The 22,624-nt window shown below is 66.4% G+C and carries 23 protein-coding genes; 9 read left to right on the forward strand and 14 right to left on the reverse strand.

The features are described 5' to 3' along the window. Nucleotides 1–2: 2 nt before the first annotated feature. Complete coding sequence (locus FJ311_07580) at nucleotides 3–677, reverse strand: DUF1326 domain-containing protein (GenBank protein MBM3951299.1); 675 nt, start codon at nucleotides 675–677, stop codon at nucleotides 3–5. Nucleotides 678–883: 206 nt separating this feature from the next. On the opposite strand from FJ311_07580, the gene FJ311_07585 reads away from it, so the two are divergent. After that, on the forward strand, nucleotides 884–2,734 hold the full coding sequence (locus tag FJ311_07585; GenBank protein MBM3951300.1) for an ABC transporter ATP-binding protein/permease: 1,851 nt from the start codon (nucleotides 884–886) through the stop codon (nucleotides 2,732–2,734). A gap of 10 nt (nucleotides 2,735–2,744) precedes the next feature. Continuing rightward, nucleotides 2,745–3,638, forward strand: a complete 894-nt coding sequence (locus FJ311_07590) for an FkbM family methyltransferase (GenBank protein MBM3951301.1) — start codon at nucleotides 2,745–2,747, stop codon at nucleotides 3,636–3,638. Here FJ311_07590 and mnmA read toward each other — a convergent pair. Then, nucleotides 3,622–4,776, reverse strand: a complete 1,155-nt coding sequence (gene mnmA / locus FJ311_07595) for a tRNA 2-thiouridine(34) synthase MnmA (protein ID MBM3951302.1) — start codon at nucleotides 4,774–4,776, stop codon at nucleotides 3,622–3,624. The genes FJ311_07590 and mnmA overlap by 17 nt on opposite strands. A 234-nt stretch (nucleotides 4,777–5,010) precedes the next feature. On the opposite strand from mnmA, the gene FJ311_07600 reads away from it, so the two are divergent. Both FJ311_07600 and FJ311_07605 read left to right on the forward strand, forming a co-directional pair. After that, the gene (locus FJ311_07600) at nucleotides 5,011–5,523 is read left to right on the forward strand and encodes a hypothetical protein (GenBank protein MBM3951303.1); all 513 of its coding nucleotides are present in this window, start codon (nucleotides 5,011–5,013) and stop codon (nucleotides 5,521–5,523) included. 366 nt (nucleotides 5,524–5,889) lie between these two features. Further along, nucleotides 5,890–6,315 (forward strand): DUF983 domain-containing protein, encoded by a 426-nt coding sequence (locus FJ311_07605; GenBank protein ID MBM3951304.1) that lies wholly within the window; start codon nucleotides 5,890–5,892, stop codon nucleotides 6,313–6,315. A gap of 9 nt (nucleotides 6,316–6,324) precedes the next feature. Here FJ311_07605 and iscX read toward each other — a convergent pair whose 3' ends face one another. The 10 genes from iscX to cysE all read right to left on the reverse strand — a co-directional run bounded on the left by iscX (nucleotide 6,325) and on the right by cysE (nucleotide 14,051). Then, nucleotides 6,325–6,525: a Fe-S cluster assembly protein IscX gene (iscX, locus tag FJ311_07610; GenBank protein MBM3951305.1), complete on the reverse strand. Its 201-nt coding sequence runs from the start codon at nucleotides 6,523–6,525 to the stop codon at nucleotides 6,325–6,327. Nucleotides 6,526–6,536: 11 nt separating this feature from the next. Further along, entirely contained in the window at nucleotides 6,537–6,893 is a 357-nt protein-coding gene (locus FJ311_07615) for a 2Fe-2S iron-sulfur cluster binding domain-containing protein (protein ID MBM3951306.1), read from the reverse strand. Nucleotides 6,894–6,918: 25 nt separating this feature from the next. Further along, complete coding sequence (hscA, locus tag FJ311_07620; protein MBM3951307.1) at nucleotides 6,919–8,832, reverse strand: Fe-S protein assembly chaperone HscA; 1,914 nt, start codon at nucleotides 8,830–8,832, stop codon at nucleotides 6,919–6,921. Between the two features lie 4 nt (nucleotides 8,833–8,836). Then, nucleotides 8,837–9,475 (reverse strand): Fe-S protein assembly co-chaperone HscB, encoded by a 639-nt coding sequence (hscB, locus tag FJ311_07625; GenBank protein ID MBM3951308.1) that lies wholly within the window; start codon nucleotides 9,473–9,475, stop codon nucleotides 8,837–8,839. A 43-nt stretch (nucleotides 9,476–9,518) separates the two neighbouring features. Beyond that, nucleotides 9,519–9,839, reverse strand: a complete 321-nt coding sequence (locus tag FJ311_07630) for an iron-sulfur cluster assembly accessory protein (protein ID MBM3951309.1) — start codon at nucleotides 9,837–9,839, stop codon at nucleotides 9,519–9,521. Between the two features lie 80 nt (nucleotides 9,840–9,919). Next, nucleotides 9,920–10,321 (reverse strand): Fe-S cluster assembly scaffold IscU, encoded by a 402-nt coding sequence (iscU, locus tag FJ311_07635; GenBank protein ID MBM3951310.1) that lies wholly within the window; start codon nucleotides 10,319–10,321, stop codon nucleotides 9,920–9,922. Between the two features lie 45 nt (nucleotides 10,322–10,366). After that, the gene (locus FJ311_07640) at nucleotides 10,367–11,647 is read right to left on the reverse strand and encodes an IscS subfamily cysteine desulfurase (GenBank protein MBM3951311.1); all 1,281 of its coding nucleotides are present in this window, start codon (nucleotides 11,645–11,647) and stop codon (nucleotides 10,367–10,369) included. Nucleotides 11,648–11,675: 28 nt separating this feature from the next. After that, complete coding sequence (locus FJ311_07645) at nucleotides 11,676–12,800, reverse strand: cysteine desulfurase (protein ID MBM3951312.1); 1,125 nt, start codon at nucleotides 12,798–12,800, stop codon at nucleotides 11,676–11,678. Nucleotides 12,801–12,840: 40 nt separating this feature from the next. Then, nucleotides 12,841–13,332: an Rrf2 family transcriptional regulator gene (locus FJ311_07650; protein ID MBM3951313.1), complete on the reverse strand. Its 492-nt coding sequence runs from the start codon at nucleotides 13,330–13,332 to the stop codon at nucleotides 12,841–12,843. 14 nt (nucleotides 13,333–13,346) lie between these two features. Beyond that, nucleotides 13,347–14,051 (reverse strand): serine O-acetyltransferase, encoded by a 705-nt coding sequence (cysE, locus tag FJ311_07655; protein MBM3951314.1) that lies wholly within the window; start codon nucleotides 14,049–14,051, stop codon nucleotides 13,347–13,349. Between the two features lie 252 nt (nucleotides 14,052–14,303). On the opposite strand from cysE, the gene FJ311_07660 reads away from it, so the two are divergent. After that, the gene (locus FJ311_07660; protein ID MBM3951315.1) at nucleotides 14,304–14,951 is read left to right on the forward strand and encodes an alpha/beta hydrolase; all 648 of its coding nucleotides are present in this window, start codon (nucleotides 14,304–14,306) and stop codon (nucleotides 14,949–14,951) included. On the opposite strand, the gene FJ311_07665 is transcribed toward FJ311_07660, so the two are convergent. Next, the gene (locus tag FJ311_07665; protein MBM3951316.1) at nucleotides 14,948–16,039 is read right to left on the reverse strand and encodes an anhydro-N-acetylmuramic acid kinase; all 1,092 of its coding nucleotides are present in this window, start codon (nucleotides 16,037–16,039) and stop codon (nucleotides 14,948–14,950) included. The two genes, FJ311_07660 and FJ311_07665, sit on opposite strands and share 4 nt — an antisense overlap. Nucleotides 16,040–16,119: 80 nt before the next feature. Between FJ311_07665 and FJ311_07670 the strand changes: the two genes are divergently transcribed. The 3 genes from FJ311_07670 (at nucleotide 16,120) to FJ311_07680 (ending at nucleotide 18,016) form a co-directional block, all read left to right on the forward strand. Then, nucleotides 16,120–17,373, forward strand: a complete 1,254-nt coding sequence (locus FJ311_07670) for a tyrosine--tRNA ligase (GenBank protein ID MBM3951317.1) — start codon at nucleotides 16,120–16,122, stop codon at nucleotides 17,371–17,373. Between the two features lie 89 nt (nucleotides 17,374–17,462). Then, entirely contained in the window at nucleotides 17,463–17,732 is a 270-nt protein-coding gene (locus FJ311_07675; protein MBM3951318.1) for a ribbon-helix-helix protein, CopG family, read from the forward strand. After that, entirely contained in the window at nucleotides 17,729–18,016 is a 288-nt protein-coding gene (locus tag FJ311_07680) for a type II toxin-antitoxin system RelE/ParE family toxin (protein ID MBM3951319.1), read from the forward strand. The genes FJ311_07675 and FJ311_07680 overlap by 4 nt, the downstream gene beginning before the upstream one ends. A 53-nt stretch (nucleotides 18,017–18,069) precedes the next feature. Here the strand turns inward: FJ311_07680 and FJ311_07685 are convergent, their stop codons facing one another. Continuing rightward, on the reverse strand, nucleotides 18,070–21,336 hold the full coding sequence (locus FJ311_07685; GenBank protein MBM3951320.1) for a hypothetical protein: 3,267 nt from the start codon (nucleotides 21,334–21,336) through the stop codon (nucleotides 18,070–18,072). A 155-nt stretch (nucleotides 21,337–21,491) separates the two neighbouring features. On the opposite strand from FJ311_07685, the gene FJ311_07690 reads away from it, so the two are divergent. Continuing rightward, the coding region (locus FJ311_07690; GenBank protein ID MBM3951321.1) for a glutamine-synthetase adenylyltransferase at nucleotides 21,492–22,624 on the forward strand (1,133 nt) is incomplete at its 3' end.

Consider the following 22,624-nt stretch of genomic DNA (forward strand, 5'->3'; position numbering starts at 1 on the left):
GGCTAGGACGCCGCCAGCGGCTTGCGCCAGGTGAACGCGCCGGGGCCGGTCAGTTCGAAGGCGATGTGCTTGGCCGAACGCTCTTTCCAGTCGAACGCGCGGCCGAAGGCGTCGGCCTTGAACCAGCTCGACCGGCCGACGGTGATGTGCCCGGGCACCACTTCGGGGCGCGGCGCGTTATAGATGCGGCAGGTGCCGCCGGGCGGCACCATATACCTGCGGAACGGCCCGCCCTCGCCCGCGGCATAGCCGGGAATTTCCACCCGCCACGACTCCGCGTCGTAATAGATGTCGATCGGGACGTAGGCGATGCCGGTCACCTTGATGGTCAGGTCACGCCAGGCGGCGAAGGCGCCGCCCGCCTCGCCGGTGAAGATCGCCTTGAGCGCTTGGCGCTGGCGTTCGTCGGCGCGGGCGTCGATCAAGAAGCCGAATTCGCGGTTCTTGGCCAGCACGCTGCCCTCGAAGTGGTCGACCACCACGACGTTGAGCGTCCGGTCGAACGCGACGTCGCCGTAGCGGCCCTCGCGGATGATCCAGCTGAGGATCGCTTGGCAGTAGCCAAGGGTGGGATCGGAGCCGAACACGCACGGGCAGCCGACCGCGCAGTTGCAGAGATCGAACCAGTCGCCGGCGATACGCCACTCGGGAATAGGGGTGTTGTCGGTCGCAGGCATGGATCCGGTTCCTCGCCAGCGCCGATGATGCCATGTCCCCGGCGCCCGGTCAGCGGCTTTCTCCCGCCCTGGCGGGGCGGTCGGGCGCGGCCTATATTCCAGCCCATGCGTTCGAGCCTTTCCTCCCGGCCATGTCGTCCGAGTCCGTGTCGTGCGCTCGTCGTTCGAATGCACGCCTACCGGCGTGGCGCGCGCAAGCCCGCGTCATGAGACGCCCGCCGCTGCCCGAGGGCGACGCCAAGGCCGATCTGCGCGCGCTCAGGACCCTGATGCCGCACCTGTGGCCGGCGGGCGAATCCGGCCTCCGGGGTCGCGTGGTCGGCGCGGTCGGCCTTCTGATCCTGGCCAAGCTCGCCAACGTCGTCGTGCCGGTGATCTACAAGCACGCGGTCGACGCCCTCGATGCGTCCGGGCCGGCGGGGATCGCGCTCACGGTCGCCATCGCCCTGATCGTCGCCTATGGCGGCGCGCGCATCATGGCCCAGGGCTTCAGCGAACTGCGCGATGCCATCTTCGCCAAGGTGGTGCAGCGCGCGACCCGGGTCATCGGCCTCGCCACTTTCCGTCACCTGCACGGGCTGTCGCTCCGCTTCCACCTCGACCGCCGCACCGGCGCCGTCAGCCGCGCGATCGAACGCGGCAGCAAGGGCATCGAGTTCATCCTCAACTTCATGCTCTTCAACATCGTGCCGACGTTCGTCGAGATTCTCCTGGTGTGCGGCATCTTGTGGGCGCTCTACGATCCGAGCTTCGCCGTCGTCACCTTCGCCACCATCGCCGGCTACGTGCTGTGGACGCTTCTCATCACCGAATGGCGCACCCAGTACCGCCGGCTGATGAACACGACCGAGACCGAGTCGAGCTCCAAGGCGGTCGACAGCCTGCTCAACTACGAAACCGTCAAGTACTTCGGCAACGAGGAGCACGAAGCGCGCCGGTTCGAGCGCTCGCTCCGGCGCTACGAGGACGCCGCGATCAGGAGCAAGACCACGCTTTCGCTCCTCAACATCGGCCAGGGCACGGTGATCGCGCTCGGCCTGGTCGCGGTGATGACGCTCGCCGCGAACGGGGTTGCGGCCGGGACCATGACGCTCGGCGATTTCGTGCTGGTCAACGCCTACCTGATCCAGCTTTACCTGCCGCTCAATTTCCTCGGCTTCATCTACCGCGAGATCAAGGCGTCCTTGGCCGACATGGAGGCGATGTTCGCGCTCCTGCGCGAGGCGCCCGAGGTGGTCGATCCGCCCGGCGCGCCCGCGCTCGCGGTTTCGGGCGGGGCGATCGAGTTCAGGGACGTGGTCTTCGCCTACGATCCGCGCCGGCCGATTCTCAAGGGCGTTTCGTTCCGCGTTCCGCCGGGGGGCAAGATGGCTATCGTCGGCCCGTCCGGCTCGGGCAAATCGACCGTGTCGCGCATTCTGTTCCGCTTCTACAAGATTCAAGAAGGCGTCGTCGCCATCGACGGCCAGGACATCCGCACCGTTCGGCAAGACAGCGTGCGCGCCGCCATCGGCATGGTGCCGCAGGACACGGTCTTGTTCAACGACACGATCCGCTACAACATCGCCTACGGCCGCCCCGAGGCGACCGAGGCGGAGATCGAGGTCGCCGCCCGCCTTGCCCGTATCCACGACTTCATCCTGGGCTTGCCCGACGGCTACAAGACCATGGTCGGCGAGCGCGGCCTCAAGCTCTCCGGCGGCGAGAAACAACGCGTCGCCATCGCCCGCACCATCCTCAAGAACCCGCGCATCCTGCTGTTCGACGAGGCGACCTCGGCGCTCGATTCCGCGACCGAGCAGGAAATCCTGAAGTCGCTCCGCGAGGTATCGGAGCGGCGCACCACGCTCACCATCGCGCATCGGCTTTCGACCGTGATCGATTCGGACGAAATCCTGGTGATGGAGGAAGGCCGCATCGTCGAGCGCGGCACCCACGGCGAGCTGCTCGCGCGCGGCGGAACTTACGCCGCCATGTGGCGCCGCCAGCAGGAGGCGGCGGCGGCGCGCGAGGCGCTGGAACGGACCGGCGAGGTTGTTCCCGCCGCCGCGCAATGATCGCGTCGCCATGATCCCGTTCCGTCTCGCGGATGCGTTGCGGGTCGAACTGCCGATTGTCGAGGTTCTCGATATCGGCGCGCGCCAAGAGGGGGAGGATCGTTACGCGCCGCTGCTCACGCAGAACTTGGCGCGGGTAACGGGCTTCGAGCCGGAGGCGTCCGAATTCGAGCGTCTCGAGGCCCGCCCGGGCCCCTTCACCTATTTCCCCCATGTTCTGGGCGCGGGCGGGAGGGCCACCATGCACGTCACGCGCTATCCCGGATGTAGTTCTCTTCTCGAACCCGATCCCGCCATGATCGATTTATTTGAAACGTTGGGGGCGTCACCGCCGGATGGAAATTTCCTGGTAGTGGATAAGGTCGACGTGGAGACGGTCCGCCTGGACGACGTGCCCGGTTTGCGATCACCCGATTACATCAAGATCGACGTTCAGGGCGCCGAGCTTCAGGTTTTAACGCACGGGCCACGCACATTGTCTTCGGCGGTCGTCGTGCAAACCGAAGTCGAATTCCTGCCGATTTACAAGAATCAGCCCTTGTTCGGCGATATGCAGTGCTTCTTGCGCGAGCAGGGGTTCGTTTTGCATAAACTGATCGACATCGGCGGCAGAGGTTTCCAGCCCATCCATAATTCCGCCAATCCCTTTCAAGCCATATCGCAGGTCTTATGGGCGGACGCCGTGTTCGTCCGGAATTTTGTCGGATTCGACCAATGGACGGACGAAGGGCTCCTGAAAGCCGCTTTGATTTTGAACGATATTTACCGGTCCTATGATCTTGTCTTTCATCTTTTACGCGCGCGCGACGCGCGCCTTAAGGAAAATCTCGCCGACAGGCATTTGGCCGCGCTTAGCCTTACTCAACCAGTTCCGTTGTACTTCAATCTCAAAAACACGCCTTAGCCGAGGCGGGTAAACCTTTAGGCCGAGCATCACGCTCGATCCAGCCGCCGCCGAGCACGCGGCTTCCCCGGTAGAAGACGCACGCCTGACCGGGGGCGATGGCGCCTTGCGGTTCGGCGAACGCCACTTCGGCGCGGCCGTCGGGGAGCGCGCGCACGGTCGCGGGGGCGGCGGGTTGCGTCGAGCGCACCTTGACCGTGACGGGGCTGGGTTGTTCCGGCGGCGCGTCGAGCCAGTTGACGTCGCGCGCGGTGAGCGAATCCTTGAGCAGCGCCGCGCGCGGGCCGACCACCACACGGGCGGTCGCGGCCTCGATCCGCACCACATAGAGCGGCTCACCGGCGCCGGCGTTGCCGAGGTCGAGGCCGCGGCGCTGGCCGACCGTGAAGTGGAACACGCCCCGATGCCGGCCGAGCACCCGGCCGTCGAGGTCGACGATGTCGCCTGCCGCCGCCGTCCGGCCGGGGCGCAAGCGCTCGACCACGCGCGCGTAGTCGCCGCCGGGCACGAAGCAGATATCCTGGCTGTCCGGCTTGGCCGCAACCGGCACGCCGAGCCGGGCGGCGAGCGCGCGGGTCTCGTCCTTAGACATATCACCGAGCGGGAAGCGAAGCATGTCGAGCTGAGCGCGGGTGGTCGCGAACAGGAAATAGCTCTGGTCACGCGCGGGATCGGCGCCAGCGTGCAACTCGGACCCCTGTTCGCTCTCGACACGGCGGACGTAATGGCCGGTCACCAGCGCGTCGGCGCCCAGGTCGCGGGCGGTCGCGAGCAGGTCGCGGAACTTGACCGTGCGGTTGCAGGCGACGCACGGGATCGGCGTTTCGCCGGCGAGGTAGGAATCGGCGAACGGCTCCATCACCTCGGCGCGGAAGCGGGATTCGTAGTCGAGCACGTAATGCGGAATGGCGAGCGCGTCCGCGACCCGTCGCGCGTCGAGGATGTCGCGCCCGGCGCAGCAGGTTTTGCTTGCGGAGGCCGTGGCGGCGCCGAAATCGTAAAGCTGGAGCGTGACGCCGACTACGTCGTAGCCCCGTTCCTTGAGCAACGCGGCGACGGTCGAGCTGTCGACGCCGCCGGACATGGCGACGACGACGCGGGTCTTGGCCGGGGGCTTATCGGAGATAAAAAAATTCATGGCCGCAATATAGGTCGAACGGCCCGGGCGGCAACATGGGGCGGAAAAAATGTCTCGGATTTTCGCGGGTTTTGGCCCATACCTGTGCGCGCCGTCACAGGAAAACCTGTGCGCGCCGTCACACCTAACTCATTGAAATTATGTGCGTTTCGTCACAGACATCCGGATCGGTCGTCCTTAGCATCGGGCTCACGAACAACAACGGACCACAGCTCTTTACGAGAGGAAAAGACCATGAGAACCGCACATGCTGTCAACGTCGGAGCGACCTATCGTCCGCCGGTCGCGATTTCGGGCGCGGAAGGGGCGAAAGGCGCCACCGTGGCCGCGCTGGCACGGCTCTTGATGCAAGACGGCATCGACGCGCCGCGCCACCTTTTTTCCCGGATCAACGGCACGCTCGCGCGCCCCGGCGGCAAACGGATTTCGCATCGGGTCGAGCGCACGGCACGGGAAATCCTCTATTTCCTGTTCCGTTGCCATATCGCGGACAAGACCCCGAGCGTATCCGACATCTATCTCGCGACCGGGTTGGCCCGGGGAACCACGATCCGGTGCATTGCCGGCTTGCGCGAACTCGGGATTCTGGAAACCGCAACCGATACGCACGACCGGCGCCGTTCGCTGGTGCGTTTCGCCGGCGCATACCGCCATCTGATCGCCGAATTCTCCGACGCCCATTGTCGGCGGCTGGAGGAACAATTGGCGGCTTCGGGGTTTGTCCAGGCGGAAAACCGCGTCGGTTAGGCGCGCGCGCCGGGTTCACGAGCAAGGGCGGGGCCGGAACGGCCCCGCCTTTTTCTTTTCCATGCGTACGCCTACTCTGCCAGAGCCAACCCCGGTAATTTGGAATTGGCTGCGTTGCGCCGTGGCGAGGCGATCCGCCAGGCGCGCCGCGAAGGACGATGCGGTGTCATCGGGCGAGCGGCGCAACGAAGCGGGCGCCCGCCACGACGCAACCCTTTGGGGCCGGGCACTTTTTCGGCGCGGGTTCGTCGTAGGGCTCGCCCGTAGTTGCCGCTACGCGCTTCGCCCTTCTCCTGCCCGCGCCGAAAAATTCCTCCGGCGCAGCCTGTTCCAAATTACCGGGATTGGCTCTATCTTCCGCGCGCCATGCCCGGCGTCGAAATCGTCACCCCCGACCAGCGACCGCGCGCCCCCGAATCGGGCGAGCCGGCAAAGCCGTCCTACGCGCGGGCGATGGCGCGCGGGCTTCGCCGGCGATGTCCCAACTGCGGCCGGGGCCGGCTGTTTCGCGCCTATTTGAAGCCGATCGACGCCTGCGAATCCTGTCGCGAGCCCCTCGGCCATATCCGCGCCGACGACGCGCCGCCCTATTTCACCATCTTCATCGTCGGACACGTGGTGGTGGGATTGGTCTTGTCCGCCGAAATCGCGTTTCACCCGCCCATGTGGGTGCACATGGCGACGTGGCCGGCGCTGACGGTCATTCTCACGCTTACCCTGCTGCCCGTGGTCAAGGGCACGTTGGTCGGCCTGATGTGGCGCCTGAAGCTGCGCGGCGACGAATTCCAGTAGCCGGGAAAATCAATCCCGCTCCTCGAGCCACGCCGCCTGGATGGCCTCGAGGATTTTCTCGTTCGACTTGTTCGGGTCGTCGGCGAAGTCGGGCAGCGCCTGAACCCATTTCCACAGATCGGTGAAGCGCAGGTTGACCACGTCGGCGTCGGGATGCGCGTCCTCGAGCCGGATGGCGATTTCGCGCACGTCGGTCCATTTGAGGGCCATGACCGTTCCCCTTATTTCGATTCGACCATCATGTTGCGGGTCGCCGCCGGCAGCGTGACGGTGATGCCGTCCAGTTCCTTGCACATGCGGATCTGGCAGCTGAGCCGCGACGTCTGGGTGAGCCCGAAGGCGAGGTCGAGCATGTCCTCTTCTTCCTCGGAAGCGGGCGGAAGCTTGGCGAACCATTCCGGCGCCACGATGACGTGGCAGGTCGAGCAGGCGAGCGAGCCTTCGCAGGCGCCCTCGATGTCAATGTCGTTGTGGTGCGCGACCTCCATCACCGACAGCCCTTCGGGCGCATCCACGGTGCGCTTGTTGCCCTGCGGGTCGATGAAGGTCACCTTGTAGGTGGCGCCCGATTGGGCCATGACGTCAGCTCCGTTCCCGACTCAATTAATGCCCGGCGCGTTTTTCGGCGACGCGCGCGTCCAGTTGTTCCACGGCGACGCCGCCGAGCGCGGCACGGATGCCGCGATCCATCCGCTTTTCGGCGAACGGCTTGGTCGCCGTTTCCAGCGCCTCGGCGGCGGCGTTGATAGCGTCCCGTTCGGTTCCGGGCAACTTCTTTTCCAGCGCGGCGACGGCACCGTCGATCGCCGCCCGTTCGTTCGTATCCAATAGGTCGCCGTCGGCGGCCAACGCCGCGCGCACCGCGTTCAGGACCCGGCCGGCTTCGACCCGGGCCTCGGCGAGCAGGCGCGCTTCCATATCCTCGCGCGCGTGTTCCAGGCTGTCGCGCAGCATGGCGGCCATTTCATCCTCGCCGAGTCCGTAGGACGGCTTGACCTCGATTTTCTGCTCGACGCCGGTGGTGGTTTCGCGCGCGGTCACCGTCAGCAGCCCGTCGGCGTCGACCGCGAACGTGACCCGGATGCGCGCCGCGCCCGCGGTCATGGGCGGGATGCCCTTGAGCTCGAACCGGGCGAGCGAGCGGCATTGGTCGACCATTTCCCGTTCGCCCTGGACGACGTGCAGGATCATGCCGGTCTGGCCGTCCTGGTAGGTGGTGAATTCCTGCGCCAGCGCCGCCGGGATCGGCGTGTTGCGGGGAATGATTTTCTCCACCAGCCCGCCCATGGTTTCGAGGCCGAGCGAGAGCGGCGTGACGTCGAGCAGCAGCGCGTCCAGGCCCGCCGTCAACGCCTCGGCCTGCAGCGCGGCGCCGACCGCGACCACTTCGTCGGGGTCGATGTCGGCGAGCGGTTCATGGCCGAAGACGTGCGCGACCGCGCGCCGCACCAGCGGAACCCGGGTCGATCCGCCGACCAGGACCACGCCCTTGACGTCGGCGGGCTTCAAGCCGGCGTCGACCATCACCTCGCGGCAAATGCGGGCGGTGCGCTCGACCAGCGGCTCGATCATCGCTTCGAAGCGCTCGCGGGTCATGACGTGAGTGGTCGGCGTGCCGTCGGCGTCGAGGACCCATTGGCCATCGGGCGAGGCCGAGAGGCATTCCTTGGCGATGCGGGCGGTGGCGAGCGCGAGCTTCGCCTCGCCGGGAGTGAGGCGAGTCTCGCCGGTGGCGGCGTGACGCTCGCGGATGAACGCCTCGGCGAGCAGGTGATCGAAATCGTCGCCGCCGAGGGCCGAATCGCCGCCGGTCGCCAGCACCTGAAACACCCCTTTTTCGAGGCGCAGGATCGAGATGTCGAACGTGCCGCCGCCGAGGTCGTAGACCGCGTAGACGCCCTCCGCTTGCTTGTCGAGTCCGTAGGCCAGAGCTGCGGCGGTCGGCTCGTTGACCAGGCGCAAGACCTCGATCCCGGCGAGGCGGGCCGCGTCCTTGGTCGCGGCGCGGGCGGAATCGTCGAAATAGGCGGGAACGGTGATCACCGCGCGGTCCACCGTCGCGCCGAGCTTGGTCTCGGCGCGGGCCTTCAGCGCGCGCAGGATGTCGGCTGACACCTCGACCGGCGTCAGCCGGCGCCCGCCGACTTTGAGGCGGACCATGCCGCCCTCCCTATCGGCGTCGTTGTCGAGTTCGTAGGGCAGCGTGCCGGCGAGCGCCTTCACGTCCTCGGCGCCGCGCCCCATCAGGCGCTTGATCGAACTGACGACCCGATCGGGCTGCTCCAGCAGCATGGCGCGGGCGGCAAAGCCGACAATGGGCGGAAGGTCCGGCGGGTAAGCGACCACCGATGGCACCAGGCCCGAGCCTTTTTCGTCGCGCAACACCTCGGGCTGGCCTTTGCGGCTGACGGCGACGACCGAATTGGTGGTGCCGAGGTCGATGCCGACCGCCAACGCGCGCTCGGCGGCGTGCGGCAGCGGGGTGGCGCCCGGCTCGTGGATTTGCAGCAGGGCCATCGGGTCAACTCTTGCCGGCGCGGCGGGCGCGGCTGTCGTCGATCAGTTTGCGGAGGTACCGCAACCGGGTGGTGAGCTTGGCGGCTTCGTCGAGGTCGTTCTTGCGGAAAGCCGTCGCCAAGTCGTCGACGCACTCCTCGATGTCGGCGGTAATGTTGGCGGCGAACAATTCCACCTGCGCGGCCGATTGCGCGGCGGCGAGCGCTTCGCGCATTTCCATCGCTTCCATCAGGATGACCGGATCGGCGATCTGATTGCAGCCCTCGGACAGAACGTCCATGCCGGCGAGATGCAGCAGATAGACCGCCCGCTTCAAGGGATCGGCGAGCGTCTCGTAGGCTTCGTTCAGGCTGACGGCCTGGGCCTGCGACAGCGCCTTCTCGCGCGCGGTGCGGGTGGCGAAGCGGTCGGGATGGAGGCGGCGCTGCAAGTCGAAATAGCGCCGCTCCAGCTCGGCGCGATCGACGGCGAAAGCGCGTTCGAGCCCCAGGCGCCGGAAATGATCGACGTCGCCCGGCGGCTGTACCGCGCGGCAGGTGACGCAGAAGGGCGCCTCCCCGGGCGTCGGCCCGCCGCACGACCAGCAGGCTTGCGTCGCGCCGGAAGGCGCGGCGGATTGTTCGGCGGGTCGAACCTGCGGCATCGGTGCGCTCCGGAAGAAACGGCGATCACGCGAAGCGCGCGATTCAAACGTGAAAGGATTCGCCGCAGCCGCAGCGGCCTTTTTCGTTGGGGTTGGTGAACACGAACCCCGATTCGAGCTTGTCCTCGCGGTAGTCCATCTCGGTCCCGAGGATGAACATGGTCGCCTTGGGATCGATCAGGAGGGTCACGCCTTGGGTTTCGACCACCTCGTCGAAAGCGTTGCGCTCGTCGGCGAATTCGAGGGTATAGGACATGCCCGAGCAGCCCTTGGTGCGGATACCGATGCGAATTCCGGCCGAGGGCTTGCCGCGCCCGTCGAGCAGCGCCTTGATTTTTGCGACGGCGGCCGGCGTGACGGTCATCGGCGCCGGCCGCGGCGCGCGCACCGGCGCCGCCGGGGAGGGCGGCGCCGACGCAGGGGTCGAAGAGGAGGCGGACGTGGTCATTCGGCGGCTTCCTTGCCCTTGCCCATCTTCGCTTTGTAATCGCCGATGGCGGCCTTGATCGCGTCCTCGGCCAGCACCGAGCAGTGGATCTTGACCGGCGGGAGCGAGAGGTGTTCCGCGATCTGGGTGTTCTTCAAGGTTGCCGCCTCGTCCAAGGTCTTGCCCTTGACCCATTCGGTCACCAGCGAACTCGACGCGATGGCCGAACCGCAGCCGAAAGTCTTGAACTTGGCGTCCTCGATGATGCCTTGGGCGTTGACCTTGATCTGGAGCTTCATCACGTCGCCGCAGGCGGGCGCGCCGACCAAGCCGGTGCCGACGCTGGCATCGTTCTTGTCGAACGCCCCGACATTGCGGGGGTTTTCGTAGTGATCGATCACCTTGTCGCTGTAAGCCATGACCCTTCTCCTTTACCCTTTATTTAGACGGTTCAACGGGGCCGCTCAATGCTCGGCCCACTTGATGGATTTGATATCGATGCCTTCCCGCGCCATTTCCCAGAGCGGGCTCATGGCGCGGAGCCGCTCGACCTCGGCCGCGATGCGATCGGCGGCGTAGTCGACCTCGGCTTCGGTGGTGAAGCGGCCGAGCCCGAGGCGAAGCGAGGTGTGCGCCAGCTCCTCTTCGACGCCGAGCGCGCGCAGCACGTAGGACGGCTCGAGCGAGGCCGACGTGCAGGCCGAGCCCGAGGACACCGCCAAATCCTTGAGCCCCATCATCAGGCCTTCGCCCTCGACGTAGGCGAAGCTGATGTTGAGGTTGCCTGGAATACGGTGGTCGAGATCGCCGTTGAGGTAGATTTCCGGCAGCCGCTGCTTGAGCCGGTTGTAGAGCCGGTCGCGCATCGCCTTAAGGCGTTCGGCTTCCGCGCCCATCTCCTTTTCGGCGATGGCGCACGCGGCGCCGAGCCCGACGCAGAGCGGCAACGGCAGCGTCCCCGAGCGCATGCCGCGCTCCTGGCCGCCGCCGTTGAACAGCGGCACCAGGCGCACGCGCGGCCGGCGGCGGACGTAGAGCGCGCCGATGCCCATCGGCCCGTAGATTTTGTGGCCGGAAATGCTCATCAGGTCGATGTTCATGTCCTCGACGTCGAGCGGGATCTTGCCCACCGCTTGCGCGCAATCGGTGTGGAAGAAGACGCCGCGTTCGCGACAGATGCGGCCGATTTCGCGGATCGGCTGGATGACGCCGATTTCGTTGTTGACTGCCATGATCGACACCAGCGCCGTCTTGTCGTCGATCGTCGCCTTGAGGCGTTCGAGATCAATCAGACCGTTGGCGCCGACCGGCAGGTAGGTGACCCGAAACCCTTCCTGCTCCAGGTGCCGGCAGGCGTCGAGCACGCATTTGTGCTCGGTCACGCAGGTGATGATGTGGTTCTTCTTGTCCTTGTAGAAATAGGCGACCCCCTTGAGCGCGAGGTTGTTCGACTCGGTCGCGCCGGAGGTGAAGATGAGTTCCTTCGGGTTGGCCTTGATCAGGCTGGCGATCTGTTCGCGCGCGTGTTCGACCGCGTCCTCGGCGCGCCAGCCGTAGGCGTGGCTGCGCGAATGGGGGTTGCCGAAACGGGCGTTGAAATAGGGGAGCATGGTTTCGACCACGCGCGGATCGGTCGGCGTGGTCGCCTGGTAGTCGAGATAGACCGGCGCGCCGTCGCTGCGCGGGTTCTTCAAGGCGCCGCGGACCGCATTCTCGATCTTGGCGGTGGCTTCGTTGGCTCGCATGACTCGATTCCCTCTCGTTGTTTTTCGTTCAGGCGGCGGATACCGCCCCGCCTGGCGCCGTTCGGGCGGCCAAGGCGGTCCAAGATTCCAAAAATCGTTCGATATCGGCGGCGGCGCTCGACCAGCCGAGGCTGATTCGAATCGCCGAACCGACGATGTCCGCGTCCAGACCCATGGCGGCGAGCACGTGGCTTGCGCCCACCTTGCCCGAGGAGCAGGCCGAGCCCGCGCTGACGGCGACGCCGGCGAGATCGAGGGCGATCACCTGAGTTTCGGCGGCGACGCCGGGAAGGGCGAGGCAGGAGGTGTTGGGAAGGCGGAGAGCGTCCGCGCCCAGGATCCGTGCCGACGGCACCGCGGCGCGGGCGCGCGCTTCGAGCGCGTCGCGCCAAGCGGCGAGGCGGCCCATGCAGTCGAGATCGGCGCGGACGGCTTCGGCGGCGGCGCCGAAGCCGGCGATGCCGGAGACGTTTTCGGTCCCCGCGCGCAGGCCGCGTTCCTGGCCGCCGCCCTTGAGCAGGGCTTCGAGCGGAGCGGTTCCATCGGTGACCAATGCGCCGACGCCCATGGGCCCGCCGAGCTTATGGGCGGAGAGAGTCACGAAATGCGCGCCGAGTTCGGCCGCGTCGACCGGAATCTTGCCGGCCGCTTGGACCGCGTCGCAGTGGAGAGCCGCGCCATGGCGCCGGGCGATTTCGGCGGCCCGCGCGACCGGCTGGATGACGCCGGTTTCGTTGTTGGCGAGCATGAGCGAAACGAGTGCGGGGCGGGAATCCGCGGCGAGCGCCGCTTCCAACGCCGCGAGATCGATCACGCCTTCGGAATCGACGGGCACGCGGACCGCACCCGGTACGGCGGCCAGCACCGAGGCGTGCTCGACCGCCGACACAACAACACGGGCGCGGCCGGCGCCGCGCAGAGCCAGCGCGTTGGCCTCGGTCCCGCCCGAGGTGAACGTCACGTTTTCGGCGCGCGCACCGACCAGGGCGGCAACCTGTTCGCGCGCGTCCTCGATCGTGCGCCGCGCGGCGCGGCCGAAGCGGTGGACCGACGACGGGTTGCCGACGCGCGCAAGCGTAGCGATCACCGCCCGCTCGGCCTCGGGCCGGAGCGGGGTGGTCGCGTTGTGATCGAGATAAACGGCGCTCTGCATCATGATCGTCGGTCCGCTCGGACGGGAAGGCGTATTGCTGTTATTCCGCAGCCGCGATCCGGCCGCCAGCGTCCGGCGGTGCGCCGTCGCCGGACCGGAACACGCGCCCGCTGGAGCCAAGCACGCGCTTGTCGACCACGTCGGCGAGCGAAACCGAGCTGAGGTAGAGATAAATCTGGTTACCCAGTTCCTCCCACAGATCGTGGGTCAGACAGCGAGTTTTGTTGGAATGACAGCCGGCCGGTTGCCCGGGGGTGCAGCGGGTGGCCTGGATCGGCTCGTCCACGGCGAGAATGATGTCGGAAACGCGGGTTTCCGATTCGGGCCGCGCGAGCAGATAACCGCCGCCCGGACCGCGCACGCTCTTGACCACGCCGCCGCGGCGCAGCTTGCTGAACAACTGTTCCAGGTACGACAGCGAAATCTCCTGGCGGCTGGCGACATCGGCCAGCGCAACCGGCTTGCCCCGGCTGTTGGAGGCCAAATCGACCATCGCCATGACCGCGTAACGGCCCTTGGTGCTGAGTTTCATAGCCTTGTCTCCTTTCAACTGGCTCGATCGCGGGCGCGTTCGGCCCGCAACTGCGACTCCAGATCGCCGACTCGTTCCTTGAGGTCGGCGACTTGGGACCGCAAATTCTCGATCGTCATCAAAACCGGATCCGGGCACCCCTCGGGCGTGCCGTAGGCGACGAAGGCGCGCGCCGCGGCCTTGTCCTTGGGCATCACCACCTGCGCCGGAATGCCGATCGCGGTCACCCCCGGCGGCACTTCCTTGGTCACGACGGAATTCGCGCCGACGCGCGCCCCTTCGCCAATCACGATCGGGCCGAGCACTTGCGCGCCCGAGCCGATGATGACCCGGTCGCGGAGGGTCGGGTGACGCTTTTGGCCAACCTGGGACGCCGAATCGACCGCGGGCGAAGTGCCGCCCAAGGTCACGCCCTGATAGAGCGTGACATCGTCGCCGATTTCGGCGGTTTCGCCGATGACCACGCCCATGCCGTGGTCGATCACCAGCCGGCGGCCGACGGTGGCGCCGGGATGGATTTCGATGCCGGTGATGAACCGGCCGAGCTGGGACAGAAACCGGGCGAGCAGGCGCCACCCGCGGCGCCAAAGGGCATGGGTCAAGCGATGGATCGCCACCGCGTGGAATCCGGAATAGAGCAGCGCCACCTCAAACCTTGATCGGGCGGCTGGGTCTCTGGCGAGAAAGGCGTCCAAATCGTCCTGGATAGACGTGAACATGATCCGGCCTGCGTTTTTTAGTGACGGTTCAGCGGTTTATCGTCTATAACCACACTCCGCAGTGTGGGTATCCACAATTTCCCGATGGTTATGGATATAAAATAGCCTATAGGCGAAGTCAAGATTAGAAGAATAAAATATTATTCATATGGGTATTTTTTCTATAATCTATTGAAAATTAAATAATATATGAGCCATATCGACGTTGTGGAAACATCCTAATAGCATACTCAAGAGCTAGGTTTATACCTGATGCCTGAAGTCATCTTCAACGGCCCAGACGGCAGAATCGAAGGCCGTTACCAGCACGCCAAGACCCCGAACGCCCCCATTGCCCTCGTGCTCCACCCGCATCCGCAGTACGGGGGGACCATGAACAACAAAGTCGTCTACGCGCTCTATCAAACCTTCGTCGCCAAGGGCTTCTCGGCGCTGCGCTTCAATTTCCGCGGCGTCGGGCGCAGCCAAGGGCAGTTCGACAACGGCCAGGGCGAACTCAGCGACGCCGCCTCTTCCCTCGACTGGCTCCAGGCCCAGAACCCGAACACGCCGGCGTGCTGGATCGCGGGCTTTTCCTTCGGCGCCTGGATCGCCATGCAGCTGATGATGCGCCGGCCCGAGATCGGCGGCTTCATCTCGATCGCGCCGCCGGCAAGCATCTATGACTTTTCCTTTCTCGCGCCGTGCCCGGCGTCGGGCTTGATCGTGCACGGGGACAAGGACGAACTGGTGCCGCTCGCCGCCGTCAACAAGCTCGCGCAAAAACTGTCGGCGCAGAAAAACATCAAGATCGACTATCGGGTGATCGAAGGCGCCGACCACTTCTTCGCCAGCCACGGCGACAACCTGAATCAAATCGTCGAGACGTATTTGGCGCGGGCCTTGGCCAAGGCCGCCTAGGCGCCCTTCGTCCCCGACGGATACAGCGTCCCGCCCGTGCAGGGCGCGCGCACGCCGGTGGTGCTCGGCAGGCTGAGCGGCAACTCCCGCAGCGAGCGGACGGCGAGAAAGGCGAACGCTTCCGCCTCCAGGAAATCGCCGCGCCAGCCGACATCCTCGACCGCCGCCACGTCGGTGCCGAGCGCCTCGCCGAGCAACGCCATCAAATAACAATTATGTCGCCCTCCGCCGGTAACCAGCCAGCGTCCGGGGGGGGCGGGAAAATGATCGCGCGCGCAAGCGACGGAGAGAGCGGTGAAGTGCGCCAGCGTCGCCGCGCCGTCGGCGGGCGCGAGCGAGCGAACATCGGCGAGGGCGCGGGCGAAATGATCGCGGTCGAGGGATTTGGGCGGAAGTTTGCGGAAATATTCGTTGGCGAGCCAAGCATCGAGCCGCGCCCGGTCGGGGCATCCCGCGCGCGCCAATCGGCCCTCTTCGTCCATCGGCCGGCCGGTCGTCCGGCGCACCCAATCGTCGAGCAACGCGTTGCCGGGGCCGGTGTCGAAAGCGATCGGATCGCCGTTCCCGATCCACGTCACATTGGCCACGCCGCCGAGGTTAAGCACGGCGAGCGGTTTGGGAAGGTCGGCGGCGCAGGCGGCATGATAAAGGGGCGCCAGTGGCGCTCCTTCGCCGCCTTCGGCCATGTCGCGGCTGCGGAAATCGGCGACGACGGAAATCCCGGTCAGGCGGGCGAGACGGTCGCCGTCGCCGATCTGGCGGGTCAGGTGATGCACGGGGTCGTGGCGGACGGTGTGGCCGTGGAAGCCGGCCACGTCCACGTCCGCGGGCGAAAGGCGCGCGTCGGCGAGCAGCCTTCGGACGGTATCCGCGTGGCGGTCGGTCAGCGCGCGGACGAGGTCGGCGTCGTTTCCGTCCGTGCCCAGGACGGCGCGCAGGCGTTCGCGGAACGGTCCGTCGTAAGGGTCGGTGCGGGCCGGCCCCAGGGCCAACACCCGTTCGCCGTCGGTTTCGATCAACGCGGCGTCAATGCCGTCCATCGACGTGCCGCTCATCAGCCCGAGCGCGCGAAAACGCTTGCCGGTCATGAAGAATTCGAATCCTGGCGGCTGTCAGCTTGGCGCGATTGTGCTAAGTATCGGCCCGTCCCGCAAGCCGTTCCCGACCCATGACCGCGCACCGATCCGAATTTTTGGCGACCATCGCCGCCCGAGGCTACCTGCACCAGTGTACCGACCTGGGCGCGCTCGATGCGCTCGCGGCGGCGAAGCGGATCGTCGCCTACATCGGCTTCGACTGCACCGCACCCAGCCTGCACGCGGGCAGCCTGGTTTCGATCATGTTGCTGCGCCGGCTGCAACGCGCCGGCCACAAGCCGATTGTGCTGATGGGCGGCGGCACCACCAAGATCGGCGATCCCTCGGGCAAGGACGAAGCGCGGAAGCTTCTGACCGACGCCGAGATCGCCGCCAACATGGCCGGCATCAAGGAAGTCTTCGCCCGATTCCTGAAATTCGGCGACGGGCCCACCGACGCGCTCATGGTCGACAACGCCGGATGGCTTGACGCCCTCGGCTACATTCCGTTTCTGCGTGATTACGGCCGCCATTTCTCGGTCAACCGGATGCTGACCCAGGACAGCGTCAAGCTGCGCCTCGAGCGCGAACAGCCGCTCACCTTTCTCGAGTTCAATTACATGGTCCTGCAAGCCTACGACTTCGTCGAGCTGGCGCGGCGTTACGACTGCGTGCTGCAGATGGGCGGTTCGGACCAATGGGGCAATATCGTCGGCGGTACCGACCTCGGCCGGCGCGTGCTTGGGCGCGAGTTGTTCGGCCTGACCACGCCGCTGCTGACCACCGCCTCCGGCGCGAAAATGGGCAAGACCGCCGACGGCGCGGTCTGGCTGAGCGACAGGATGCTCGCGCCCTACGATTATTGGCAATACTGGCGCAACACCGAGGACGCGGACGTCGGGCGTTTTCTCAGGCTGTTCACGGAACTGCCCGAACCGGAAATCGCGCGCTTGGAAAAACTCGGCGGTGCCGAGATCAACGAAGCGAAAAAAATTTTGGCGAGCGCCGCGACCGAGTTGCTGCATGGCAAGGACGCGGCGGACAGGGCGGCCGAAACCGCGCGCCGCACCTTCGAGGAAGGCGCGGCCGGCGAGTCGCTGCCGACGATCGCCCTGTCCCGCGACCAGTTCGCCAAGGGCATTCCCGCGTTCGAGCTGTTCCACAAGGCGGGGCTGGCGGCGAGCGGCGGCGAGGCGCGGCGGCTCATCCGCGGCGGCGGCGCCCGCCTCAACGACAAAACCGTCGATCGGGAAACCCATGCCGTCACGCTCGCCGATCTCGACTCCGAAGGCATCCTCAAGCTTTCGGCCGGCAAGAAGCGCCACGCCCTGGTCAAGGCGGAGTAGGGAAAGCGCGCGGTTGCGTTTCGGCGCGCAGCGGCGTATGATTACTTTCGATTACAAAAAATTACATTGGGATCTCTCGGAAGGAATCCATGTCGGGACGAAATTTTTCGGTCCGCGTCCCCCACGAGACGCTCGAAGAAATCGACGCCGTCGCTAGGGTGCAAGCCCGCTCGCGGAATTTTGTCGTCGCCGAGGCCATCGACCGCTATCTGGCCGAGGAGCGCCGCTGGATCGCCCAGGTCAAAAAAGGCCTTGCGGAGGCTGACGCGGGCCGTTTCGTTTCGGACGGAGACATGACCGCTCTGTTCAGGAAATTTGAGCGGAAATCCCGTCGGACGGCGATCAAGCGCCGGAAATGAAGGTCCGCTGGACCACGCGGGCATTTCGCGATCTTTCGGATATCCATGCGTATATTTTCGAACGCGATCCGCTCGCCGCGCTTAAGGTCGCGCGGACAATTCGCGCCCAGGTCGAAACTTTGAGCGACCATCCCCTAATGGGACATCCGGGTCGGGTGAAGGGAACTCGAGAGTTAAATCTTGCTGGGCAGCCTTACCTGATCGCGTATCGGATCCGACGAGAGGCGGTGGAAATTCTCGCCATACGCCATACGGCGCGGCGGTGGCCGGATATCTCGCGCTGAAATCGGGAAGCGCTTTTTCGACGTCACTTATCGCGCGGCGTCTTGGAAGGAACCTAGCGGCTCTCTTCGCGCGGCGGCGCCTCGCGTCCGGCGGTGCCAAAAACGCCGAACAGATTGCGCAGGAATCCCGGAGCCAGCGTCGCGACCGGATTGATGGCGATGTTCGGTTCCTCGCGCGGACCGGTCATGCGGAAAGTCGCGGCGAACACGCCGCCGCCCTTTTCGCCGCCGGTGAACAGCGTGCCCACCACCGGAAGATTGCCGAGCAGGCTGTTGACCGCGTATGCCGGCACGATGGTTCCGTTCATGTCGAAGATGTCGGTGTCGGTGTAGATCTTGCCCGCCGCGGTGAAGCCGAGCGAAGCGCCGAACGCGCGTGCCTCGCGCAGTTCCATCACGCCTTCGGTCTGAACGAACGGCAGGTCGAGCGCGGCGAAGTTAAGGCCCTCGCCCTTGAGTTCGTCGAGAATTCCGGTCAGCGCGGCGACGCTCAGCAATCGCGCCAGCAGCGGCGCGTTGACGATGCGATAGTCCCGGGCGACGACGCGGCCGACCAGAGGTTCGCCGGGATCCCGGTCCAGGTATTCGCCGGCAATGTCGAGCGTGCCGCCCACCATGTTGTCGTAGAAGTCGAGCGCCTTGAGCATGGCGCCCGCGTCGCCGGCTTTGAGGGCGAGGGTGCGCTTGCCGCCGTCGGCGGCCGGCCGGACGGCGAGGGTAAACGGCGCGTTCTTGGCGCCGACGCGGCCTTCGGCCTCGGCCAAGCTCCAGCGCACGCCGTCGTGGCGGAACGCCCCCTTGACGCGTTCCAGGGAGCGATCGTCGCCCATCCATACCCGATCGAGCGCGAAGGCGATGCCGAGCTTGAGCGCGGCGACGGTTTCGTTCTCCGGCGTCGCCGCGCGGCCTCGCAGCACCTCCGACCAGAGCGGGCCGAAATCGAAACTGGCGCCCTTGACGTCCATGTCCCATCCGCCGTCGGTGCGTTGGCGAACGACGAGGCTGGCATCGGTACGCCCGTAACGGACCGGGTCGACTTCGATCCGGTCGAGGCCGGTGCCGTCGGCCGCGTACACCGCCCGGCCCTTGATCGCGAGATCGTCGGCGGCAACGGCGAAAGAAGGAATCGCGGCGACCGTGTCGCGCTTGACCCTCAGCGAGGCTTCCGCCGTGCCCGGTTGCCCGCGCTCCTTGCGCCAGCCGAGCGGCCTGACCTCGACGGCGAGGTCCTTCAGATCCGCGCGCGCTTCGATGCTGCGGGCGCCGTCCGGTCCCTCGACCACCCGGATGTCGGCGCCGGCCGTCCCCTCGACGGCGCCGTCCCCGAGCGGGCCGAACGCGAAGCCGAGATCGGCGAACGAGCGAATCTCGCCGCTCCGGCCCGTCAGGCGATAGCGGCTCACCACCGTCGCCTTGGGATCGAAATTTCGCCGCCAATCGATGTCGGCGGTCATGCCGCCGACCCGCGCCTTGCCCTTGATATCCATGCCCTTGCGATCGAGGGTCAGTTCGAGTTTGCCCTGGCGCAGGTCCTGGCCGAGCAGCGCGCCGCGCAACCCGATATCGACGAGTTTGGCGTCGGCTTTGATGTCCACTTGCTCCGCCGTCAGTGTGTGTTCGAGGATGAAGCGTAGCTTGAGATTGGTTTCGACTTTTCCTTCGGCGCCTTGCGGACTGATACCGAGAGCCGAGGCGAAGCGCAGCGGTTCGTGCTCGATCAGGGCGAGCCCTTGGCGAAAACCGCCGGCAATGGCGAGTTCGATGTCGGCGTACTGGTCGTACTGGTCGAGGCCGGTGAAGGCGATGGAGCCGCCCGTGACCGCAAGATCGGCCGCTTCGCCTTTTTCGATCGCGATATCGAAACGGGTCTTGTTGAACGTGGCGCGCCCGGACACCTTGTGCGCCTTGGGCATCGGCGCGAGGTAATCGACGGTCATGTCGCGGAGGTCCATGTTGCCGTCGATCGCGGCGATAACCGGGCGGCGGTCGGGGCCGATGCGCACCTCCAGGCTGGCCTCGGCCCGGGGCATAAAGCCGCCGGAAAGATTGGGAACGACCCAGTTTCGGGCGTCGCCGCCCCAGCCGCTCGGCCAGTAGAGGTCGAGTTTATCGGCCGGAACGTTTTCGAGGCGGCCTTTGGCCCGAACCACGATGTCGGCGCCGGCAACTTCGCCCGAACCCGCGAGCGAAAACCGGGGTCCGCCGAGATCGAAGCGGGCCTCGATCAATTCGGCGCGGCCTTCGCGGCGCGCATAAGCGCCGCGACCCTCCGCCGAACGCAGCGGCATCGCGTGCCCTCCCGGCACGATCAGGGAACCTTCGGCGTCGAGGTCGAGGCGGAACCGCTCGACCTCGAGTCGGTCGGCGATGCCGTCGTAGTGGCCCTTGATGGCGAGGGAACGAAGCGCGAGGCTCTGCGCGGCAGGGTTCGGCAACGCGAGCCGGCCCTCGCCGCCGGTCAGGTTGAAACCGAACGACCGCACCGTTCCGTTCCGCTCCAGCGCGACCGACGCCGTACCGGCCAGCGGCAGATCGAGGGCGGAAAACGGCGCCAACGCCTCGACGAATTCGGCGAACGCCGCGGGGCGCGCCCGCACAAACGTCAGTGTCGCTTGCGAACGCCCGTCGGCGGCGCGATAGGCGCCCTGTACCGTCACCTGGCCGCGCCCGCCGCCGGTTTCGAAGTTGAGAGTCGCCTCGCCGCTCAGGCCCTCGGCGTCGCGGGCGATGAGGACCTGCGTCGCCGGCAGGCGCCACGACCGGTTGCGCGCCATGTCGGCGATCGTCAGATCCGCGCCCAGGATGTTGAGACGGGCGAGGTAACTCATCGGATGGTTGCGTTCGGTCGGCGCCAGCAGTTGATCGAGCAGACGCTGGAGTAAATTCTGCCCCTCGGACGGGATGTCGCCGAGCGCAATCACGAAGCCGCCGTCCGCCTGGCGGGCCAGAAACAGGCGCGGCCCGAACAGTTCGATGCTGCGGGGCGCGATCATGCCGTGCAACAGCGCCTGCGCGCTGAGCGAGAACGACACCTCCGGCACGTTGGCGATCACCCCGCCGGATTTCTCGAAGATGCGAACCGATTGAATGCGCATGTCGAGGGTACGGTCCCAACCGCCCCACGCGAGAACCGTGTCGCCGAGGCGGAACCGCAATTCGGGGTGAAAGCCATTGAGCGCGTTTTCGGCGTAGGGCGTGAGCGGCGTGAGCGAGATCGGCCCCGACGACAGGCGCCACGCCAGCGCCAGCATTAATAGCGCGAGGCCCGCGCCGAGGGCCCCGACCAGATGCAGCGCGCCGTGCACGGTACGTTTGAGCAAGAAATCTCCTTATCCGGTGTTCCCGGACCCTTCCGTCGGCGGGGACGGCATGAACCACCCCGGTCGGCCCGGGGAATGTAATCGGTCCTTCCTTAAAAAACCTAAAGAACGTAACGGATTGACCGAAAAGCCGCTATCGCCCAGTGTGCGCGCAGATGACCATATTACGGTTTGCCGAAAACCAAAGATATGTGCCCAACCCGTCGAGTTCCAGCCTCGCGGCCTTGGGTTTGGAACGATGGTTCGACGCGGCCTCGGCCCAGGCGCCGGCGATCGGCGAGCGGGCCCGGACGCTTGCCGCCGATTCGGGCGCACGCCGCCTGATCGAGGCGGTGTTCGGCAACAGCCCGTTTTTGGCGCATATCGCGGCGGCCGACCCGGGCGTGTTGTGCGACATTCTGGAACAGGGCCCGGACGAGGTCGCGGCGCACGCCTTGGCGGACATCCGGCACGCCCCCTCCGACGAGGCCGAACTGATGCGCGCGCTGCGCGTCATCAAGCGCCGCGTCGCGCTGGCGACCGCGCTCGCCGACATTTCCGGCATCTGGGATCTGGCCCGGGTGACGGGGACGCTCAGCGACTTGGCCGACGCCGCGCTCGGCGCCGCGGCCGGTTTCTTGTTGCGCCAAGCGGCGGCCGGCGGCGCCTTCGCGCTCGCCGAGGAAACCGACCCCCAGCGCGGCTCGGGGCTCGTCGTGCTCGGCATGGGAAAGCTCGGCGCGCGCGAACTGAACTATTCGAGCGACATCGACCTGATCGTACTTTACGACACCGAACGCGTTCGCACCGCCGCGCCCGAATCGCTGCAAAAACATTTTATTCGCCTCGCGCGCGGCTTGGTGCGGCTGATGGAGGAACGGACCGCCGAGGGCTATGTCTTCCGGACCGATTTGCGCCTCAGGCCCGATCCGGGCGCGACGCCGCTCGCCCTTTCGGTCGACGCGGCGGAGACCTATTACGAAAGCCTGGGCCAGAATTGGGAGCGCGCGGCGATGATCAAGGCGCGCGCCGTTGCCGGGGACATCGAGGCCGGCCGGGCGTTCCTCGATCGCCTGCGCCCGTTTGTCTGGCGGCGGCACTTGGATTTCGCCGCGATCCAGGACATTCATTCGATCAAGCGCCAGATTCACGCGCGCTACGGCGGCGGAACCATCGCGGTCGCTGGTCACGACATCAAGCTCGGGCGCGGCGGCATCCGCGAGATCGAGTTCTTCGTCCAAACCCAGCAGCTGATTCGCGGCGGCCGCGAGCCCCGGCTCCGGACCGCATCCACGGTGACGGGATTGGC

The organism is Rhodospirillales bacterium (assembly GCA_016872535.1).
Taxonomy (GTDB): domain Bacteria; phylum Pseudomonadota; class Alphaproteobacteria; order Rhodospirillales; family 2-12-FULL-67-15; genus 2-12-FULL-67-15.

What these genes read in the sequence shown, in the direction of transcription:
- FJ311_07580 (MBM3951299.1), bottom strand. Translation starts at nt 677, where the DNA reads ATGCCTGCGACCGACAACACCCCTATTCCCGAGTGGCGTATCGCCGGC.
- FJ311_07585 (MBM3951300.1), top strand. Translation starts at nt 884, where the DNA reads ATGAGACGCCCGCCGCTGCCCGAGGGCGACGCCAAGGCCGATCTGCGC.
- FJ311_07590 (MBM3951301.1), top strand. Translation starts at nt 2,745, where the DNA reads ATGATCCCGTTCCGTCTCGCGGATGCGTTGCGGGTCGAACTGCCGATT.
- mnmA (MBM3951302.1), bottom strand. Translation starts at nt 4,776, where the DNA reads ATGAATTTTTTTATCTCCGATAAGCCCCCGGCCAAGACCCGCGTCGTC.
- FJ311_07600 (MBM3951303.1), top strand. Translation starts at nt 5,011, where the DNA reads ATGAGAACCGCACATGCTGTCAACGTCGGAGCGACCTATCGTCCGCCG.
- FJ311_07605 (MBM3951304.1), top strand. Translation starts at nt 5,890, where the DNA reads ATGCCCGGCGTCGAAATCGTCACCCCCGACCAGCGACCGCGCGCCCCC.
- iscX (MBM3951305.1), bottom strand. Translation starts at nt 6,525, where the DNA reads ATGGCCCTCAAATGGACCGACGTGCGCGAAATCGCCATCCGGCTCGAG.
- FJ311_07615 (MBM3951306.1), bottom strand. Translation starts at nt 6,893, where the DNA reads ATGGCCCAATCGGGCGCCACCTACAAGGTGACCTTCATCGACCCGCAG.
- hscA (MBM3951307.1), bottom strand. Translation starts at nt 8,832, where the DNA reads ATGGCCCTGCTGCAAATCCACGAGCCGGGCGCCACCCCGCTGCCGCAC.
- hscB (MBM3951308.1), bottom strand. Translation starts at nt 9,475, where the DNA reads ATGCCGCAGGTTCGACCCGCCGAACAATCCGCCGCGCCTTCCGGCGCG.
- FJ311_07630 (MBM3951309.1), bottom strand. Translation starts at nt 9,839, where the DNA reads ATGACCGTCACGCCGGCCGCCGTCGCAAAAATCAAGGCGCTGCTCGAC.
- iscU (MBM3951310.1), bottom strand. Translation starts at nt 10,321, where the DNA reads ATGGCTTACAGCGACAAGGTGATCGATCACTACGAAAACCCCCGCAAT.
- FJ311_07640 (MBM3951311.1), bottom strand. Translation starts at nt 11,647, where the DNA reads ATGCGAGCCAACGAAGCCACCGCCAAGATCGAGAATGCGGTCCGCGGC.
- FJ311_07645 (MBM3951312.1), bottom strand. Translation starts at nt 12,800, where the DNA reads ATGCAGAGCGCCGTTTATCTCGATCACAACGCGACCACCCCGCTCCGG.
- FJ311_07650 (MBM3951313.1), bottom strand. Translation starts at nt 13,332, where the DNA reads ATGAAACTCAGCACCAAGGGCCGTTACGCGGTCATGGCGATGGTCGAT.
- cysE (MBM3951314.1), bottom strand. Translation starts at nt 14,051, where the DNA reads ATGTTCACGTCTATCCAGGACGATTTGGACGCCTTTCTCGCCAGAGAC.
- FJ311_07660 (MBM3951315.1), top strand. Translation starts at nt 14,304, where the DNA reads ATGCCTGAAGTCATCTTCAACGGCCCAGACGGCAGAATCGAAGGCCGT.
- FJ311_07665 (MBM3951316.1), bottom strand. Translation starts at nt 16,039, where the DNA reads ATGACCGGCAAGCGTTTTCGCGCGCTCGGGCTGATGAGCGGCACGTCG.
- FJ311_07670 (MBM3951317.1), top strand. Translation starts at nt 16,120, where the DNA reads ATGACCGCGCACCGATCCGAATTTTTGGCGACCATCGCCGCCCGAGGC.
- FJ311_07675 (MBM3951318.1), top strand. Translation starts at nt 17,463, where the DNA reads ATGTCGGGACGAAATTTTTCGGTCCGCGTCCCCCACGAGACGCTCGAA.
- FJ311_07680 (MBM3951319.1), top strand. Translation starts at nt 17,729, where the DNA reads ATGAAGGTCCGCTGGACCACGCGGGCATTTCGCGATCTTTCGGATATC.